This is a genomic window from Persicitalea sp. (assembly GCF_041751555.1).
GTDB lineage: Bacteria > Bacteroidota > Bacteroidia > Cytophagales > Spirosomataceae > Persicitalea.
In genome coordinates this window covers 1-16,453 of the sequence record NZ_JBGSXF010000197.1, presented here as the reverse complement: position 1 = coordinate 16,453, position 16,453 = coordinate 1, and the positions used below count along the sequence as shown (strand labels likewise).

The window sequence follows — 16,453 nt, the reverse complement described above, 5'->3', positions numbered from 1 at the left end:
TATGCCGACCAAGTTCTGGTTTGTGGCTGATAAGTCAACGGCAGAAATGAAGGCGGAGTTGAACAATCCTAACTTCGACTACGAAATTGCTTGTACCGAGGTTTGTGGCACCGGGCATTTTAGTATGCGTCTGCGCTTGATCGTTGAAGACGAAGCGTCTTACCGCCGTTGGATGGCCGAGCAGAAAACATTTTTGGCAACATATCCAGATAATTTGGCTAAGGTACCCGACAATTTGAAGGCGAAAGCAATGAAATACGCCCCTGCTGAATCTCCGACAGTCGCCACACCCGATAGCATCACGGCCCAAGCTGGCAGTGGAATGGGTACTTCCGCTTCGCTTCGCTAATATTATTTACAACATTTAATTTTTTGCCAATATGTCATCAACAGCAGCTGAGGTAGTCGTGCACGAAGAAGTACACGCCCACCATGACGATCCTAACTTCTGGCGGAAGTATATCTTCTCAGAAGACCATAAGACGATCGCCAAACAATATCTGATTTCAGGAATTTTCTGGGCCATTCTGGGCATAGCCATGTCCGTGGTGTTCCGTATCCAATTGGGCTTCCCCGATGCTGATATTTCTTGGCTGAAACCTGTACTGGGCCAATGGATAAGCGAAACGGGTAAGCTGGATCCGAACTTCTACCTGGCACTGGTTACTATGCACGGTACCATCATGGTATTCTTCGTGTTGACGGCAGGATTGAGCGGCACATTCAGTAATTTTTTGATTCCCTTGCAAATCGGTGCAAGAGACATGGCCTCAGGGTTCCTGAACATGCTTTCTTACTGGTTCTTCTTTACCGCAAGTGTTATCATGTTCGCCTCGCTGTTCCTGCAAACGGGACCGGCTGCGGGAGGTTGGGTAATTTACCCACCGTTAAGTGCGCTACCACAAGCACACATAGGGTCAGAATTAGGTATGAGCCTGTGGTTAGTAAGTATGGCGCTCTTTATCGTCTCTCAGCTGCTAGGTGGTATCAACTACATTACCACCGTCATCAACCTACGTACTCGGGGCATGACTTTCAACAAATTGCCTCTAACAATTTGGGCGTTTTTGATTACGGCAGTATTAGGTTTGATTTCTTTTCCGGTGCTACTATCTGCTGCTCTATTGCTGATTTTCGATCGCAACTTCGGTACTAGTTTTTACTTGTCAGAAATTTACATCGCTGGTGAAGCTCTTCCGAATGTAGGCGGTAGCCCCATCCTGTTCCAGCATTTATTTTGGTTCCTGGGACACCCCGAGGTGTATATCGTTCTGCTTCCCGCATTGGGAATTACTTCGGAGATTATTGCTACCAACTCGCGGAAGCCCATTTTTGGCTACCGCGCCATGATTGCTTCTTTGCTCGGTATTGCCTTTCTGGCGTTTATCGTGTGGGCGCACCATATGTTCGTTACGGGTATGAATCCTTTTCTTGGATCGGTCTTCATGTTCCTGACGCTGATTATCGCGGTTCCTTCGGCGGTGAAAGCGTTTAACTACATCACTACACTCTGGAAGGGAAACATTATTTTCACGCCCGCCATGCTATTCTCTATTGGCCTGGTTTCCTTCTTCGTTTCGGGTGGACTAACGGGTATTATCTTGGGAAATAGTGCGCTGGACATTCAGCTGCACGATACCTATTTTGTGGTTGCTCACTTTCACATTGTGATGGGTGCGGCTTCGGCTTTCGGCTTCTTCGCCGGGGTGTATCACTGGTTCCCCAAGATGTTTGGCCGGATGATGAACACTACGCTGGGGCAAATCCACTTCTGGTGTACGTTCATCGGGGTGTACTTGATCTTCTTCCCGCTGCACTACATCGGTATCGCTGGCTTCCCGCGTCGTTACTATCAGTTCACGACTTACGATTTCACGAAGACTTACACGGACCTCAATATGTTCGTTACGGTGGCGGCTATTTTGACTTTTGCCTCGCAGTTCATCTTCCTGTATAATTTCTTTGCTAGCATTTTCGCGGGCAAGCGCGCGCCACAAAATCCGTGGCGTTCCAACACGCTGGAATGGACGACCCCGATCAATCCGGGACACGGCAACTGGCCGGGCGAAATTCCTGCGGTTTATCGCTGGTCTTACGATTATAGCAAGCCTGGTGCCGCCGAGGACTTCATTCCCCAAAACGTGCCCTACTCTCAGACGCTCGAATCCAACCTTCCTCACGAAAATGAGGAGATAAAGATGGAAGCAGAGATTGAGGCGCAAAACTTCAATGACCAGTTCGACCAACCTCATTGATTTTCCACATGATCGCCTTTTCCGGCGTCTGACTCTAGTGACAGTCGTCACGGTTTACCTGCTGATTATCGCGGGAGGAGTCGTCAGAAGCACGGGAGCAGGCATGGGCTGTCCCGATTGGCCAAAATGTTTCGGTAGCTGGGTTCCTCCAACGGAGGTATCCCAGCTACCGTCAAATTACCAGGAAATCTACGGAGCCAAGTTAAAGGGGGAAGTCGAGTTCAACGCCGTCAAGACATGGATTGAATATGTCAATCGTCTGTTGGGCGCTTTTACCGGAGTTTTGATCTTTGCCGTACTGTTGGCTTCTATCCCGTATCTGCGTTCTGGCAAGTCTAAGTTATTTTACTCAAGCCTGGCTGCTTTCATACTTGTGGGATTTCAGGGCTGGCTAGGATCTAAGGTAGTTTCTACTGAACTGCACCCCTTAGTGGTGACGCTGCACATGATAGTAGCCATCATCATTGTTTTTGTCCTACTTTACATTCTGGCCCAAAGTTATACCGATAGTCTTTCTGCCGGAAGAGTGCAGGAGGAGAAGAAAATAAAATATCTGGTTCTGGGTGTCATTGCACTTTCATTTGTTCAGATCATCATCGGTACTCAGGTTCGAGAGGCTATTGATTTGGTTGTAGCTCGGATGGGTTACGCGGCCCGCAGTCAGTGGATCGATGAATTGGGATTGACCTTCTATATTCATCGCTCTTTTTCAATCGCTGTGTTGGGAGCAAACGTCCTTCTATTTTATTGGACAAATAAGGTTGTCTCTCCGTTCAGTCCGTTGTATTCCTTGGCCCGCTGGACATTAGTTGTCGTAGGGTTAGAGATAGTAGCAGGTATAGTACTAGCTTACTTGGGAGTACCTGCATTTGTTCAACCTATTCACCTGACCTTAGCTGTGATCCTGGCGGGCGTACAATATATGATGTGGTTGAGTTTGACTCTCAATACCAGGGTCGAAAGTAAGACTGAGTTAGCGACGGAACTATCCTGGGATTGAACCGATTTTTATTAAACAATATCCAATACTAATGACTGCATCTGATCATAGCTTTTCCGTTAGTAACCTGGCAGGAAGCAAAGCTAAGGCGCTGTTTGAACTGCTAAAATTTCGTTTGGCAGCGTTGGTAGCATTCTCCGGGGCATTCGGGTACAGCCTGGCTGTGCCGACAATCAACTGGCCAATGCTTGGCTTGTTTTGCGTCGCCGCCATTGGCATTACGGGAGCCGCCAACATCATCAACCAGATTATAGAAAAAGATCTGGACAAGTTGATGAAAAGAACTGCTGAACGTCCGCTCCCAAGTGGAAGACTCACCGTGCAGGAAGCAGCCGTTTGGGGAGTATTTCTGGGTATTTCTTCCCTCCTGATTTTTGCCTTTTACTTCAACGTAACAACTGCACTACTCGCCGCACTTTCCACCGTTCTCTACGGCTTTGTTTACACGCCGCTCAAAAGGGTCGGCCCCATTGCCGTGTTCGTCGGAGCTATTCCCGGCGCTTTCCCTCCTATGATTGGTTGGATCGCGGCTACTAACCATTTTGGCTTGGAGCCAGGCATTCTTTTTGCCATTCAATTCTTCTGGCAGTTTCCCCATTTCTGGGCCATCGCCTGGGTTTTGGACGAAGATTACAAGCGAGCAGGTTTCAAGATGCTCCCATCCAAAGGCGGCAAAGACTTGAACACAACGATTCAAATCATGATCTGGACGCTCTGCCTGATTCCTATCGGCTGGCTACCGTTCAAACTGGGTATGACGGGAATCAACTCCGCCTTCATCGCCACCGTTTTCGGTGTGCTATTCCTGGCGCAGACTTTTCACCTGATGCGAAAATGCACTGATAAAACTGCCCTACAACTCATGTTCGGCTCATTTATCTATTTACCGATAGTTCAAATCGCTTTTTTAATTGATAAAATTTAAGCTGAAAGGGGATTGAGGGAAGTCTCGTTCCTAACTCACTCCTTTCATAAAACTTTGTGGCTTTGTCGCTTTGTCGCTTTGCCGCTCAAAAAAACAAAATTGACCGTGGAAGCAATAACCCAAATACCCATTCAAAAAGAGCCGGAAGCCACCCTATCGGTAGATCCCAAGAAGTTCATTCTTTGGCTCTTCATTGTGAGCATCGTGATGCTATTCGCCTCGCAAACCAGCGCCTACCTCGTCCGCCGGGCGGAGGGGAACTGGCTCGAATTTCAGATGCCCGTTGTGTTCTGGTACAGCACTGTGGTGCTGTTTTTCAGCAGTATTAGTATGCATTGGGCCTACATTTCCGCAAAAAAAGATAATTTCGGCCAGCTGAAAACGGCAATTTCTATTACTTTTGCGTTGGGACTGGTATTCCTGGGGATGCAGTTCCAGGGCTGGCGCGAGCTGGTGGACATGAACGTTTACTTCGTGGGTAACCCCTCAGGATCGTTTTTGTACGTGTTCACGGGCTTGCACGGTTTCCACCTGATGAGTGGCTTGATTGTTTTGCTTACCGCTTTGGTGTCGGCTTTTCGTTTCAAGGTTCACGCCAAAAGTCTGCGACGCATTGAAATTTGCGCTACTTACTGGCACTTTTTAGATGTCCTCTGGATCTATTTGTTTTTCTTTTTATTGACCTTCAATTGATAATTTAACGACGCAATGGCTGCTACGACTACCGACACCCTACCCAGAAGAATGTGGCTGGGGGGCATTGAACCCATGAAAGCCAGCTACGGCAAGCTGATGATGTGGTTCTTCCTCATCTCAGATACCTTTACTTTTTCTGCGCTCCTGGTTTCTTATGGATTGGTACGTTTCAGTTATCCTTCCTACGATGGAGCAGTAGCGGATTTCACTTTCTCTAACCTGTATTGGCCAATTCCTGAAAAGGTATACGAAGCGGTTCCCTTCTTGCACGGTATCGAACTACCCCTGGTGTTTGTCGGCATCATGACCTTCATCCTTATTTTCAGTAGCGTCACTATGGTGCTGGCTGTGGAAGCGGGCCACCGCATGGATCGCTCGGCGGTTGAAGTGTACATGCTTTGGACTATTTTGGGTGGCTTTACTTTCTTAGGCTGTCAAGCCTGGGAGTGGGCGCACTTTATCCACGGTACCGAAGGAGGTTCTGTGATTCGCGAGATTGTGGATGGGCAATGGGTCGAGCGAACGATTTTTGGCGCCAATCTGACCGAAAACCAGTATGGCCCGCCCGCCTTCGCTGACTTTTTCTTCTTTATAACGGGCTTCCACGGAACGCACGTTTTTAGCGGAGTATTGCTAAACATACTGATCTACTATCGTTCTGCCACGGGCTATTATGACCGTCGCGGCCACTATGAAATGGTGGAGAAAGTAGGTCTGTACTGGCACTTCGTGGATCTGGTGTGGGTGTTTGTTTTTACCTTTTTCTATTTGGTTTAAGTCCTTTAAATAAAAATAATCATGGCTGAAATACACGCAACCCCCCAGGAAGTAGCTGCTCGTCACGATGATGTTCCCACCGATGGCGGAGCCGCCCAGCGCAAGCAGATTTGGAAAGTATTCATCATTCTTTCCGTTATTACAGCATTTGAATTCCTGATTGCCTTCACAATGCACGCCAGCACGTTGAAAGTGGCAATCTTCGTTGGTCTCACCATTGTGAAGGCATTTTACATTGTGGGAGAATTCATGCACTTAAAGCATGAGGTCAAATCCTTGATTTGGTCTATTCTGATTCCGGTCATTTTTGTAGTTTGGCTACTGTTGGCCTTGATGCTGGAAGGCGGCTCTATATTTGAACTGAGGTAAATCCATGCAGAAATACGTAAAAACCGGGTTACTGATTCTCACATTGGTATTCCCGGTTTTGATATTTATTTTCCTCAAGGTTTTTACTACCAACCATTATGACCTTCCCTATTTCGTCCCATTGCGGGACGCGGCGAACAACGTCATCGTTCAACCTAGCGGCGATACGACTTTCTATCAGATATCGGAGTTCTCTTTGGTTACTATCGATGGAAGTACCATCACAGCTCCTTCGATTAATGGAAAAACACTCCTCATCAGTACCCTTTCCTCGCCTTGTGCCGATACTTGCCAGAAAGTAATTAGTCAATTAGCGCGTATGCAAGCCCTGCATCGGGACTACCCGACGTTCAGCCTTCTGACGTTGATAAGCCAAAACGACCGAGGACTCCTCTCCGAAATAAAAAAAAGCAGGCAATTTGACGATGGCTGGATGATTGCCGTTCTGCCAGATTCTACAATTACCCGAACCCTGCAAAACGTTTTTCACCTCAACGAAAAAGTACCGGGATTGCAAACCATTTCTCCCCACGCAAGGTTAAGTTTGGTAGATGGCTCAGGCTACATTCGTGGGTTTTATGACACTACCGATCCCGAAGAAACCGACCGCCTCATGGCCGAGATAAGGATATTGGAACACAATCGTCAAAAGTAAGGTCGGACAGGCGCACCTACGAACCCATGTGTTCGCCCCTACAAGTCAACAAATAATGGAAACACTAGTCTTAGAAAAAAGCAAAAAGTACAATCGCCTCATCAACGTCCTGGCCGTAACCATTCCGGTGGTCGTTGCGGTATTGTTAGGGATACGGCAAAAAGTAGATTTGGGTAGCTGGACCAAGATACTGCCCCACGTCAACGCCGTCATCAATTCGCTGACAGCGATCTTGCTGGTGATCGGGTTACTTTTTATCCAGAGCAGGAACATTGCGGCACACCGCCGCACCATGACGGCGGCCTTCGCTCTGGGTTCCGTTTTTCTGGTCAGCTACGTGCTGTATCATTTAAGCAACGAATCCACAGCTTTCGGGGGCAGCGGAGCGATTCGGCCCATTTATTATTTTCTCCTGATTAGCCACATTGTTCTGTCGGTTGTGGTAGTTTGGTTTGTGTTACGGGCGGTATATTTTGCGTACAGTAACCAGATTGCTGAGCATAAGAAAGCGGTTAAATGGGCGTTTCCGATTTGGCTATACGTAAGTATTACGGGCGTTGTTGTCTATTTGTTAATTAGTCCTTACTACCAATGAAAAATGTATTGAGCAAAGTCGTTTTCCTGATTTTGTTGCTCGTGCTGAACACCAGTCAGCTATGGGCTCAGTGCGCCATGTGCCGGGGTTCGGTGGAAAGCACAATGGGCAATGGTCGCAACGATGTTGGCATTGGCCTGAATACAGGCATTATGTATTTATTTGTTATGCCTTATTTGATCGTGGCTTTGTTTGCTTATTTCTGGTTCAAGAACAGCAAGAAGGCCCGCGAGGATCAGCGCATGGTCGCCGCCCGCGTTCAGCAAGCGATGAGGAATTGATATATAAACGAATACGAGAAAAAGGGAAACGGCTCAAAAACAGCCGCTTCCCTTTTTTTATGAAAAAATATAAAGTGCCATGCAACCTGTCGGGGGCGAATGTGCATCTTGCTACTGAAACACCCCGAAGGAATGTCAAGAATATTACCCCTCTTTAACCAGGAAGCACAAATGGTCAAGGCCCTCCGCCAGGGCGACCCCAAAGCGCAGCGTCAGTTGTACGACCGCTACGCGCCGCGAATGCTGGGCGTGTGCATGAGGTACGTTGGCGACCAAATGACCGCCGAGGATGTACTGGTGGAAGGGTTCATGAAAGTGTTTGACAAGATTGCGCAATTCAAAAGTGAGGGGAGTTTCGAAGGATGGATGCGGCGGATCATGGTCAACGAGTCGCTCGGCTACCTCCGGCAACGGAAGCGGATTCAGGAAGTGGCTATTCTCGATGAAGCCCAGCAAGTGGTGGACATTAGCCTGGCCGACGAGTCGCTGGAAACCGAAGAGATGCTGAAAATGATCGATACTTTGCCCACGGGCTACCGCACGGTGTTCAACCTCTACGCCATCGAAGGCTACGCCCACGCTGAGATCGCTGAAAAGTTGGGGATCACCGAGAGTACTTCCAAATCGCAGTTGCACCGGGCGCGCGCCATGTTGCAGCAACTCGTGACGAATTGGGAGAATGAACTAAAAAAAAAAGTAGAATATGAAGAAGCCTAATAACATAGACGATCTCTTTGCCCGCAAGCTTTCCAACCTGGAAAGGACACCGTCGCCTGACTTGTGGCAGCGGATCGAGCAAGGGCAGAAAAAAGAGTCCCGTCGTCTGGGCGGCTGGTACTGGTACGCCGCAGCCAGCGTCACGATACTACTTATGGCGGGTTATCTGGTCTGGCAAGGTGAGACGAAAACGGTCGAGCCGCAAGGACAAATGGCTCAAACGGAGCAGATGACGAAACCACGCGAAGGAACGCTACCTACCGCTCCACAGTCAGGCGATACGGAAGCATTGGCGAGTACCCAGCAAACGGAGTCGGTGCAGAAAAATAGCCGGCCCGTGATTTCCCAAAAGGAAAGTTATGCAACAGTTGTGAAAGAAAAAGCTCCCGAAGTACCGAAACTTGAACGCGCTCCCATCCTTGAAGGCACGCAAATTGCCAGAGTGGAAAAGGCGGAAACAGACCCCTCCCAGCTAGTTACGAAAAATGATGCTATGAAATCATTGCAGCCAACAGAAATCCAGACAGTCGTTCCCGGCAAAGTTTCGCCCGACACTCAAGACCGTATAATTGTGGCGCACGTTGAGACGGAAGATTTAGCAAATGAAGCGCAAAAGTCCTCAAAGTTTCTGCGCGTACTTCGCCAACTGAAAAATGCCAAGCAGGGCGACGAAGTCGAGTGGGACGAGTTGGGCTTTAATCCTAAAAGAATTCTTGCCCGCGCCGACGAACGCCTCCGTAACGGGGAAGATAAAATTTCCGATAAGTACCAGGAATTAAAAAATAAGACGAAACTATAAATTCAAAATACCATGAAAACCACCCTGAAATCCCTCATTTTGTGCGCGATTGCCGCGCTGAGTTCCGTGGCCGCCTACGCCGCTCCGGCTCAAAAAGACTCGATCATCATCACTTTCGGGGACAAAACCCGGATGATTATCTACGGCGAAGACCGCAAGGAACTCGACAAGCTGATGAAGTACGACCTAAATTCGCTGCTAGCAGACTTGGGCGCACGCCTCGATACGATGAAAGGCGAAACCAAAATCTACTTTGAAGACATCGACGGACGCAAATACATGAAAGATAGCGCCGACGCCAAAGACAAAAACTATGTGCGCATCGGCCTACGCGGCATCCGCATAAAAGATGGGGACACTGAAGTTACGATCACCACCCGTGGCGTGGACATAAAGGATGGCAGCGACCGAGTACGTGTCGGCGGTGACCGTGATGATCGGGATCGTGATTATGATCGTGACAGCCGCAGCGGGGGCATAGATACTACCGCCCGCGATGGCGAGGGTCGCCGCGGGGACTACGACGCTGATTACGACAACGATGGCGACCGAGTCATGCGTATCCGCCGGGTGCGACGCTATTCCAGCCCGCGACGTGGTTTCAATGTCGCGTTGGGTCTAAACACCTATTCACAAAATGAGCCGGGTAGTTTCAACGCGGAGAGCTACGATTTGCGTCCGTTCGGCTCGCGATACATCAGTTTGGGTTTCGTGAAAAGCGCGACCCTCGCACGGGGCAAAAACGCCGGATTGCACCTTGACTTTGGCCTCGATGTAGCCTGGAACAATCTGATGTTTGAAGGAAACAACACGATCGAGAAAGGGCAGACAGCTGTTTCGTTTCCTTTAATCCTGGACAACGAAGCACGCGAGGTAGATGTGCGCAAGACTAAGCTGACCGTCCCTTATGTCAACTTCTCGCTTATGCCGACGGTGAGTTTCCCCGGCTCGTTCATTTCCTATATCAGTGCAGGCGGCTACGTGGGCTACCGGCTGGGCGGCTATTCCAAGATCAAATATCCCGACGGTAAGAAGGACAAGGAAAGAAGCAATTACTACCTCAATGACTTTCGTTATGGCGCAGCCTTCGAGTTGGGCATCAAAAACTTCCCCGACTTCTTCGTCCATTACGATATGAATAACCTCTTTCAGGACAACCGGGGTCCGGCAGTGAGAATGATAAACTTCGGGATTCGTTTTTAATGAACGAAAACTTTTCAAAAAGGCAGCTGCTGGTGATTCCGGGCTGCCTTTTTGCTTTTATTTATAAAAACTTTGCAAAGAATTTTGGCAATCACCGAAAAGACTATAATTTTGCGACTCCAAAGTCAATCGTAGAAGATTTTGGAGCCTTTAAAACAGTGTGAGGGGGTGTACCAGAGTGGCCAAATGGGGCAGACTGTAAATCTGCTGGCGTACGCCTACGGTGGTTCGAATCCATCCGCCCCCACCAGATGTTTGCGGGAGTAGCTCAGCTGGTAGAGCGATAGCCTTCCAAGCTATAGGTCGCGAGTTCGAACCTCGTCTCCCGCTCATTGTAACAGCCCAACGAAGCGATCACCGAAAATTATTCTGTTGGAATTATTTCGATGGTCGCTTCGTTGTTTGCCGTTCACGCCGTTGTAGCTCAGGGGTAGAGCACTTCCTTGGTAAGGAAGAGGTCGGGGGTTCAAATCCCCCCAACGGCTCATGGAATTTTACCCCATTCACACCCACTCGTTAAAAACTCGTATTAATTAAATAAAGTATAATCTAAGAAAACATGGCAAAGGATAAATTTGACAGGTCTAAACCTCACGTAAACATCGGTACCATCGGACACGTTGACCACGGCAAAACTACGTTGACCGCGGCCATCACCACCGTACTGGCGGGTAAGGGTCTATCTGCGATCCGCGACTTCTCGTCGATCGACAATGCGCCCGAAGAAAAAGAGCGTGGTATCACCATCAACACCTCACACGTAGAATACCAAACAGCCAGCCGCCACTACGCGCACGTTGACTGCCCCGGCCACGCCGACTACGTTAAGAACATGGTAACGGGTGCTGCCCAGATGGACGGCGCTATTATCGTGGTAGCCTCAACGGACGGCCCAATGCCCCAAACCCGTGAGCATATTCTGCTGGCCCGCCAGGTAGGCGTCCCCCAGTTGGTCGTGTTCATGAATAAGGTTGACATGGTAGACGATCCCGAACTGCTGGAACTCGTCGAAATGGAAATCCGTGAGCTCTTGAGCTTCTACGATTACGACGGCGACAACATTCCTGTTATCCAGGGTTCAGCCCTCGGCGCTTTGAACGGCGAAGAGAAGTGGGTGAAAACTGTAGAAGATTTGATGGACGCTGTTGATAGCTACATCCCCATCCCTCCCCGCATGACGGAACTGCCGTTCCTGATGCCCGTGGAAGACGTATTCTCGATCACAGGTCGTGGTACAGTTGCTACGGGTCGTATCGAGCGTGGTGTCATCAACTCTGGTGATCCCGTCGATATCCTGGGTATGGGTGCCGAAAACTTGAAATCTACGATCACTGGTGTGGAAATGTTCCGCAAAATCCTTGACCGTGGCGAAGCGGGCGACAACGTCGGTCTGCTGCTGCGCGGTATCGATAAGGAGGACATCCGTCGTGGTATGGTAATCTGTAAGCCTGGTTCGGTGAAGCCACACGCTCACTTCAAGGCTGAGGTTTATGTACTGTCGAAAGAGGAAGGTGGCCGTCACACGCCATTCTTCAACAAGTACCGTCCGCAGTTCTACTTCCGCACCACGGACGTAACGGGAGAAATCACGCTGCCCGCTGGCGTTGAAATGGTAATGCCCGGCGACAACATCACGATCGAGGTGACTTTGATCAACAAGATCGCAATGGAGAAAGGCCTTCGTTTCGCTATCCGTGAGGGTGGCCGTACGGTAGGTGCTGGTCAGGTAACCGAGATTCTCGACTAATATCTAGCAAACAGTTGAAAACAAGTGCATTTCCTTTTGGGATGCACTTGTTTTTTATAAAAAAAAGCTATCTTTGCAGCCCAAAACCCCTAAAAATTAGGGACGGGATCAAATACGGGTGTAGTTCAAGGGTAGAATAGCGGTCTCCAAAACCGTTGATGGGAGTTCGAATCTCTCCACCCGTGCTACGCGTTTTCTAACGACAAAATGGATAAACTCACCGCATTCTTTAAAGCTTCCTGGGTTGAAATTACCCAGCATGTGACTTGGCCTCCCTTCAGCGAATTGCAGTCCAACACGACGCTCGTTTTGGTGGGGTCGCTCATTTTCGCCTTTGTGGTGGGAGCGATGGATTTTGTGTTCGATAACGCGCTCAATCTATTTTATCAGACTTTCTAAGACGTCCCATTTTGGGCGGCTTGCATAATCCAGAACGGTATGAGTAACGTGAATTGGTTCGTATTACGGGCAATCTCGGGACAAGAGAAGAAGATCAAGACGTATATCGAGAACGAACTCTCCCGACAGAACCTGACCGAATACGTACCGGAGATACTGATACCAACGGAGAAGATCTACGAGATGCGGAATGGCAAGAAAAGGGTTCGCGAAAAGAATTTCTTTCCCGGCTATATCATCATTTCGGCGGATTTGTCCAAGGGCGAAGTACAGCACATCATTACCAGCATGCCCGGCGTGATCGGTTTTCTGGGTAGCGCGGACGGAAAGAACGCCAAGGTACCCGTACCACTACGGCAGTCGGAAATCAACCGCATATTGGGTCGCGTTGAAGAAGGCGCGCAGGAAGAAGAGGCACCGTCGATGTCGTTCCTGCAAGGAGAAAGTGTGAAAGTTGTCGATGGCCCGTTCAGTGGTTTCATTGGCACCGTCGAGGAAGTTTTTGACGAAAAGAAGAAATTGAATGTAGTAGTAAAAATATTCGGGCGGAGTACTCCCGTGGAACTCAGTTACGCACAAGTAGAAAAGGAAAGCTAATACACTTCGCGGGCAGGACTGCTTCCTCTGCCGTTACAACGTGGGCTGTATTGGGTGACCATCAATGAATGAGTTCAGGAGTTCAAAGTTTATGAGTTTATGAGTGGCTGGCGCAAGATGTCAGTGGCTTCGCATTCCAAAACTCATAAACCCATAGACTCGTAAACTCATAAACTTAAAAAAAACAATGGCAAAAGAAATAGGCGGATACGTAAAGCTTCAGGTGAAGGGTGGCCAGGCCAATCCCGCGCCTCCCATCGGTCCCGCGTTGGGTTCGAAGGGATTGAACATCATGGAGTTTTGCAAGCAGTTCAACGGCCGTACCCAGGACAAAATGGGTATGGTGTTGCCGGTAGTCATTACGTACTACAAAGACAAGTCGTTCGACTTCGTCATCAAAACCCCCCCCGCCGCTGTCTTACTCATGGAAGCCGCCAAATTGAAGAAGGCTTCCGACCAACCCAACCGCGTTAAGGTAGGATCGGTCACTTGGGAACAGGTTCGTCAGATCGCTGAGACCAAGATGCCTGATCTGAACTGCTTCACGGTGGAGTCAGGGATGAAGCAGATTGCGGGTACGGCGCGTAGTATGGGCGTAACGATCAAAGGGAAAGCCCCGTGGGCAACTGAGAAAAAATAAGCGTCTTTTCGACGCCTAAGCAACTAGCAACATGGGAAAATTAACAAAAAAACAAAAGGAAGCCCAGTCGAAAATCGACCCGGAAATGGCTTACTCGTTCAAGACGGCAGCGGAAGTTCTTAAGGAAATCAGCTACGTGAAGTTCGATGCCTCCGTCGATATAGACGTTCGCCTGGGTGTGGATCCCCGCAAGGCCGATCAGATGGTGCGCGGCGTCGTTACTCTGCCACACGGCACGGGTAAGGAAGTGCGCGTGCTGGTACTGTGTACGCCCGAGAAGGAGGAAGAAGCCAAAGAGGCTGGTGCCGACTTCGTGGGACTCGACGAGTACATCACGAAAATCGAGGGCGGCTGGACGGACATCGATGTCATCATTACGATGCCAAACGTCATGGCCAAAGTAGGTCGCTTGGGTAAAGTACTTGGTCCGCGCGGACTGATGCCTAACCCCAAGTCGGGCACCGTAACGATGGACGTGGGCAAAGCGGTGCAGGAAGTGAAAGCAGGTAAGATCGACTTTCGGGTCGATAAGACCGGTATCATTCACGCCAGCATCGGCAAGGTGTCTTTCGGCGCCGAGCAACTGGCCCAGAACGCCCAGGAAATGATGAGCACTCTGGTGCGCATGAAGCCGTCATCGGCCAAAGGCACCTACGTAAAGAGCGTTTACTTGTCAAGCACGATGAGTCCGAGCGTTTCAATTGACAAAAGCACGATCTCAGGAATACAATCATGACGAGAGAACAGAAAACAGAACTAGTTGAAGAACTGAAACAGAAGTTCGAGACGACCCCTTACTTCTATATTGTGAGTGCCCTGGGCATGAACTCGGCGGAAACGAGCAACCTCCGCCGCCTGTGCTTCGAGCGCGGCGTAGAGTACCGGGTAATCAAGAACACGCTGATCAAGAAAGCACTGGAAGATCAGGAAGTCGATTACGCTCCTTTTAACGATGAAGTTTTAAAGGGCTTTTCGGGCGTGATGTTCCATCCCGAGTCGGGCAAAGTTCCTGCGCAATTGATCAAGGATTACCGCAAGAAGTCAGGTAAGGACAAACTCCAATTCAAAGGAGCCTCCGTCGATGCGTCACTCTTTATAGGAGCCGACCAAATCGATCGCCTGATTGCGCTGAAATCCAAGCAGGAAATGTTGGGAGAAGTGATTGCCATTCTGCAATCGCCCGCCAAGAACGTACTGGGTGCCCTGCAAAGCGGCGGCCACAAGTTGGCTGGCATTCTTAAGACTTTATCCGAAAAGGAAGAGCAAGAAGCAGCATAACAAATTATTGATGGCCCGCGCGGAGTTGGCGAACCGCGGGGATCAGTTACCCGCCGCATTTTTTTAACAATTATTTTTGTAATCACTTAATCAAATAAAAATAAAATGGCAGATTTGAAAGCCTTCGCAGAGCAACTTGTTGGCCTTACGGTTAAAGAAGTGAACGAACTCGCTACGATTCTGAAGGACGAGTATGGCATCGAGCCCGCTGCTGCTGGTGCAGTAATGATGGCCGGAGGTGGTGGTGGTGGCGACGAAGCCGCTGAAGCCGCTGAGCAGTCGTCTTTCGACGTAATCCTCAAGGCAGCCGGAGCCAGCAAACTGGCGGTTGTGAAATTAGTAAAAGACCTGACTGGTCTGGGTCTGAAAGAAGCCAAGGAATTGGTGGACGGCGCTCCCAAGGCAGTAAAGGAAGGTGTTGCCAAAGACGAGGCCGAAGCCCTCAAAAAGCAGCTTGAAGAAGCTGGTGCCGAAGTAGAGGTGAAGTAATTCATCGGCTCAGCCACCATATACTAACGGGAACAGGCCTGACATGCGTCAGGTCTTTTCCTGTTTATTGATAAAGTACCAAACTTTTTCCCGTCGGACGGTGTTTGTCTTACCGGGTGCAAACCCACGAATCACCCGTTTTACGCGTTACAACTACAACCCCCCGAGAAACTAGTCGGCATCCGCATCTTCGCCGTATTCTTGTTTTTCTCTAATCGGGACGATTGGTCTGAAACACTTCTTTTCTCGTAGAAAGTAAGAAGAGGGACCCGTCACCGACAATTTCTACGAGGCAATATTTTGTGGTTCCAAACTTACCGACGCTTTTGCGCGTGTTAGTTTTAGCAAAAGTTTCGGCACTTTTTGTTCTATTAACCCAAAAAACAACCAGCCTTGGCTACCAAAACAGCTTCCAGAAAAAACTTTGCCCGGATCACTCCGATCATCAATTATCCCGACCTACTGGGAATTCAGGTTCAATCATTCAGAGATTTTTTTAGTCTTGACACGTCGGTGGAAGACCGTTCGGCAGAAGGCCTTTATAAGGTTTTCGACGAAAACTTCCCCATTTCCGACTCGCGCGACAATTTCGTGCTGCAGTTCATTGACTATCTGCTTGAACCTCCCAAGTACTCGGTAGATGAGTCGATCGACCGGGGCCTTACCTATGCGGTACCGCTCAAAGCCAAACTCCGCCTGATTTGCAACGACCCTGACCACGAAGAGTTCGAGACCATCGAGCAGGAAGTGTTCCTGGGGAATATTCCTTATATGACCGAGCGCGGCTCGTTTGTCATCAACGGGGCCGAACGTGTCATCGTCTCACAGTTGCACCGCTCGCCGGGCGTGTTCTTCTCCATGAGCAAGCACACCAACGGTTCTAAACTGTATTCGGCCCGGATCATTCCTTTCAAAGGTTCCTGGATCGAGTTTTCGACTGACGTCAATAACGTAATGTACGCCTACATTGACCGGAAAAAGAAATTCCCGGTCACTACTCTGTTGCGGGCCATCGGCTTTGGTTCGGATAA

The 16,453-nt window shown here is 49.3% G+C and carries 19 protein-coding genes, 4 tRNA genes and 2 pseudogenes; all 25 read left to right on the top strand.

From position 1 onward, the window contains the following. Positions 1–349 (top strand): annotated as a pseudogene (locus tag ACEW8P_RS07075) (cytochrome c oxidase subunit II); the annotation flags it as partial. Positions 350–380: 31 nt separating this feature from the next. Beyond that, a complete protein-coding gene (locus tag ACEW8P_RS07070) occupies positions 381–2,255 on the top strand; it encodes a cbb3-type cytochrome c oxidase subunit I (RefSeq protein ID WP_373512390.1) in 1,875 nt (624 codons plus the stop codon). Further along, positions 2,230–3,255 (top strand): heme A synthase, encoded by a 1,026-nt coding sequence (locus ACEW8P_RS07065; protein ID WP_373512389.1) that lies wholly within the window; start codon positions 2,230–2,232, stop codon positions 3,253–3,255. The genes ACEW8P_RS07070 and ACEW8P_RS07065 overlap by 26 nt, the downstream gene beginning before the upstream one ends. A 31-nt stretch (positions 3,256–3,286) precedes the next feature. Next, positions 3,287–4,180: a heme o synthase gene (cyoE, locus tag ACEW8P_RS07060; protein WP_373512388.1), complete on the top strand. Its 894-nt coding sequence runs from the start codon at positions 3,287–3,289 to the stop codon at positions 4,178–4,180. 105 nt (positions 4,181–4,285) lie between these two features. Then, a complete protein-coding gene (locus ACEW8P_RS07055; RefSeq protein ID WP_373512387.1) occupies positions 4,286–4,873 on the top strand; it encodes a heme-copper oxidase subunit III in 588 nt (195 codons plus the stop codon). A gap of 15 nt (positions 4,874–4,888) precedes the next feature. Beyond that, entirely contained in the window at positions 4,889–5,653 is a 765-nt protein-coding gene (locus tag ACEW8P_RS07050) for a cytochrome c oxidase subunit 3 (RefSeq protein ID WP_373512386.1), read from the top strand. A gap of 21 nt (positions 5,654–5,674) precedes the next feature. Next, positions 5,675–6,022, top strand: a complete 348-nt coding sequence (locus ACEW8P_RS07045; RefSeq protein ID WP_373512385.1) for a cytochrome C oxidase subunit IV family protein — start codon at positions 5,675–5,677, stop codon at positions 6,020–6,022. Between the two features lie 4 nt (positions 6,023–6,026). Continuing rightward, complete coding sequence (locus ACEW8P_RS07040; protein WP_373512384.1) at positions 6,027–6,677, top strand: hypothetical protein; 651 nt, start codon at positions 6,027–6,029, stop codon at positions 6,675–6,677. Positions 6,678–6,732: 55 nt separating this feature from the next. After that, on the top strand, positions 6,733–7,272 hold the full coding sequence (locus ACEW8P_RS07035) for a DUF420 domain-containing protein (protein ID WP_373512383.1): 540 nt from the start codon (positions 6,733–6,735) through the stop codon (positions 7,270–7,272). Beyond that, positions 7,269–7,553 (top strand): hypothetical protein, encoded by a 285-nt coding sequence (locus ACEW8P_RS07030; protein WP_373512382.1) that lies wholly within the window; start codon positions 7,269–7,271, stop codon positions 7,551–7,553. The genes ACEW8P_RS07035 and ACEW8P_RS07030 overlap by 4 nt, the downstream gene beginning before the upstream one ends. 132 nt (positions 7,554–7,685) lie before the next feature. Next, positions 7,686–8,270: an RNA polymerase sigma factor gene (locus ACEW8P_RS07025; protein WP_373512381.1), complete on the top strand. Its 585-nt coding sequence runs from the start codon at positions 7,686–7,688 to the stop codon at positions 8,268–8,270. Further along, entirely contained in the window at positions 8,257–9,069 is an 813-nt protein-coding gene (locus ACEW8P_RS07020; protein WP_373512380.1) for a hypothetical protein, read from the top strand. Before ACEW8P_RS07025 ends, ACEW8P_RS07020 begins: the two co-directional genes overlap by 14 nt. Before the next feature lie 12 nt (positions 9,070–9,081). Then, entirely contained in the window at positions 9,082–10,272 is a 1,191-nt protein-coding gene (locus tag ACEW8P_RS07015; RefSeq protein ID WP_373512379.1) for an outer membrane beta-barrel protein, read from the top strand. A 164-nt stretch (positions 10,273–10,436) separates the two neighbouring features. Further along, positions 10,437–10,522, top strand: a tRNA-Tyr gene (locus tag ACEW8P_RS07010). A 7-nt stretch (positions 10,523–10,529) separates the two neighbouring features. Then, positions 10,530–10,602 (top strand) — tRNA-Gly (locus tag ACEW8P_RS07005). A gap of 83 nt (positions 10,603–10,685) precedes the next feature. Next, positions 10,686–10,757, top strand: a tRNA-Thr gene (locus ACEW8P_RS07000). A gap of 74 nt (positions 10,758–10,831) precedes the next feature. Next, the gene (gene tuf, locus ACEW8P_RS06995) at positions 10,832–12,019 is read left to right on the top strand and encodes an elongation factor Tu (protein WP_373512378.1); all 1,188 of its coding nucleotides are present in this window, start codon (positions 10,832–10,834) and stop codon (positions 12,017–12,019) included. 114 nt (positions 12,020–12,133) lie between these two features. After that, a tRNA-Trp gene (locus ACEW8P_RS06990) sits at positions 12,134–12,204 on the top strand. Positions 12,205–12,226: 22 nt separating this feature from the next. Further along, positions 12,227–12,418, top strand: coding sequence for a preprotein translocase subunit SecE (gene secE, locus ACEW8P_RS06985; protein WP_189562919.1), 192 nt, complete (start codon positions 12,227–12,229; stop codon positions 12,416–12,418). A gap of 39 nt (positions 12,419–12,457) precedes the next feature. After that, on the top strand, positions 12,458–13,015 hold the full coding sequence (gene nusG / locus ACEW8P_RS06980; protein WP_373512377.1) for a transcription termination/antitermination protein NusG: 558 nt from the start codon (positions 12,458–12,460) through the stop codon (positions 13,013–13,015). A 187-nt stretch (positions 13,016–13,202) separates the two neighbouring features. After that, positions 13,203–13,655 (top strand): 50S ribosomal protein L11, encoded by a 453-nt coding sequence (gene rplK / locus ACEW8P_RS06975; protein ID WP_373512376.1) that lies wholly within the window; start codon positions 13,203–13,205, stop codon positions 13,653–13,655. 31 nt (positions 13,656–13,686) lie between these two features. Further along, complete coding sequence (gene rplA, locus ACEW8P_RS06970) at positions 13,687–14,391, top strand: 50S ribosomal protein L1 (protein WP_373512375.1); 705 nt, start codon at positions 13,687–13,689, stop codon at positions 14,389–14,391. Beyond that, positions 14,388–14,933, top strand: coding sequence for a 50S ribosomal protein L10 (gene rplJ / locus ACEW8P_RS06965; protein ID WP_373512374.1), 546 nt, complete (start codon positions 14,388–14,390; stop codon positions 14,931–14,933). The genes rplA and rplJ overlap by 4 nt, the downstream gene beginning before the upstream one ends. A 105-nt stretch (positions 14,934–15,038) precedes the next feature. Beyond that, positions 15,039–15,422: a 50S ribosomal protein L7/L12 gene (rplL, locus tag ACEW8P_RS06960; RefSeq protein ID WP_373512373.1), complete on the top strand. Its 384-nt coding sequence runs from the start codon at positions 15,039–15,041 to the stop codon at positions 15,420–15,422. A gap of 393 nt (positions 15,423–15,815) precedes the next feature. Further along, positions 15,816–16,453: pseudogene (rpoB, locus tag ACEW8P_RS06955) on the top strand (DNA-directed RNA polymerase subunit beta); the annotation flags it as partial.

Coding starts and splice junctions, on each gene's coding strand:
- ACEW8P_RS07070 (WP_373512390.1), top strand. CDS start 381: ATGTCATCAACAGCAGCTGAGGTAGTCGTGCACGAAGAAGTACACGCC.
- ACEW8P_RS07065 (WP_373512389.1), top strand. CDS start 2,230: ATGACCAGTTCGACCAACCTCATTGATTTTCCACATGATCGCCTTTTC.
- cyoE (WP_373512388.1), top strand. CDS start 3,287: ATGACTGCATCTGATCATAGCTTTTCCGTTAGTAACCTGGCAGGAAGC.
- ACEW8P_RS07050 (WP_373512386.1), top strand. CDS start 4,889: ATGGCTGCTACGACTACCGACACCCTACCCAGAAGAATGTGGCTGGGG.
- ACEW8P_RS07045 (WP_373512385.1), top strand. CDS start 5,675: ATGGCTGAAATACACGCAACCCCCCAGGAAGTAGCTGCTCGTCACGAT.
- ACEW8P_RS07040 (WP_373512384.1), top strand. CDS start 6,027: ATGCAGAAATACGTAAAAACCGGGTTACTGATTCTCACATTGGTATTC.
- ACEW8P_RS07035 (WP_373512383.1), top strand. CDS start 6,733: ATGGAAACACTAGTCTTAGAAAAAAGCAAAAAGTACAATCGCCTCATC.
- ACEW8P_RS07030 (WP_373512382.1), top strand. CDS start 7,269: ATGAAAAATGTATTGAGCAAAGTCGTTTTCCTGATTTTGTTGCTCGTG.
- ACEW8P_RS07025 (WP_373512381.1), top strand. CDS start 7,686: ATGTCAAGAATATTACCCCTCTTTAACCAGGAAGCACAAATGGTCAAG.
- ACEW8P_RS07020 (WP_373512380.1), top strand. CDS start 8,257: ATGAAGAAGCCTAATAACATAGACGATCTCTTTGCCCGCAAGCTTTCC.
- ACEW8P_RS07015 (WP_373512379.1), top strand. CDS start 9,082: ATGAAAACCACCCTGAAATCCCTCATTTTGTGCGCGATTGCCGCGCTG.
- tuf (WP_373512378.1), top strand. CDS start 10,832: ATGGCAAAGGATAAATTTGACAGGTCTAAACCTCACGTAAACATCGGT.
- secE (WP_189562919.1), top strand. CDS start 12,227: ATGGATAAACTCACCGCATTCTTTAAAGCTTCCTGGGTTGAAATTACC.
- nusG (WP_373512377.1), top strand. CDS start 12,458: ATGAGTAACGTGAATTGGTTCGTATTACGGGCAATCTCGGGACAAGAG.
- rplK (WP_373512376.1), top strand. CDS start 13,203: ATGGCAAAAGAAATAGGCGGATACGTAAAGCTTCAGGTGAAGGGTGGC.
- rplA (WP_373512375.1), top strand. CDS start 13,687: ATGGGAAAATTAACAAAAAAACAAAAGGAAGCCCAGTCGAAAATCGAC.
- rplJ (WP_373512374.1), top strand. CDS start 14,388: ATGACGAGAGAACAGAAAACAGAACTAGTTGAAGAACTGAAACAGAAG.
- rplL (WP_373512373.1), top strand. CDS start 15,039: ATGGCAGATTTGAAAGCCTTCGCAGAGCAACTTGTTGGCCTTACGGTT.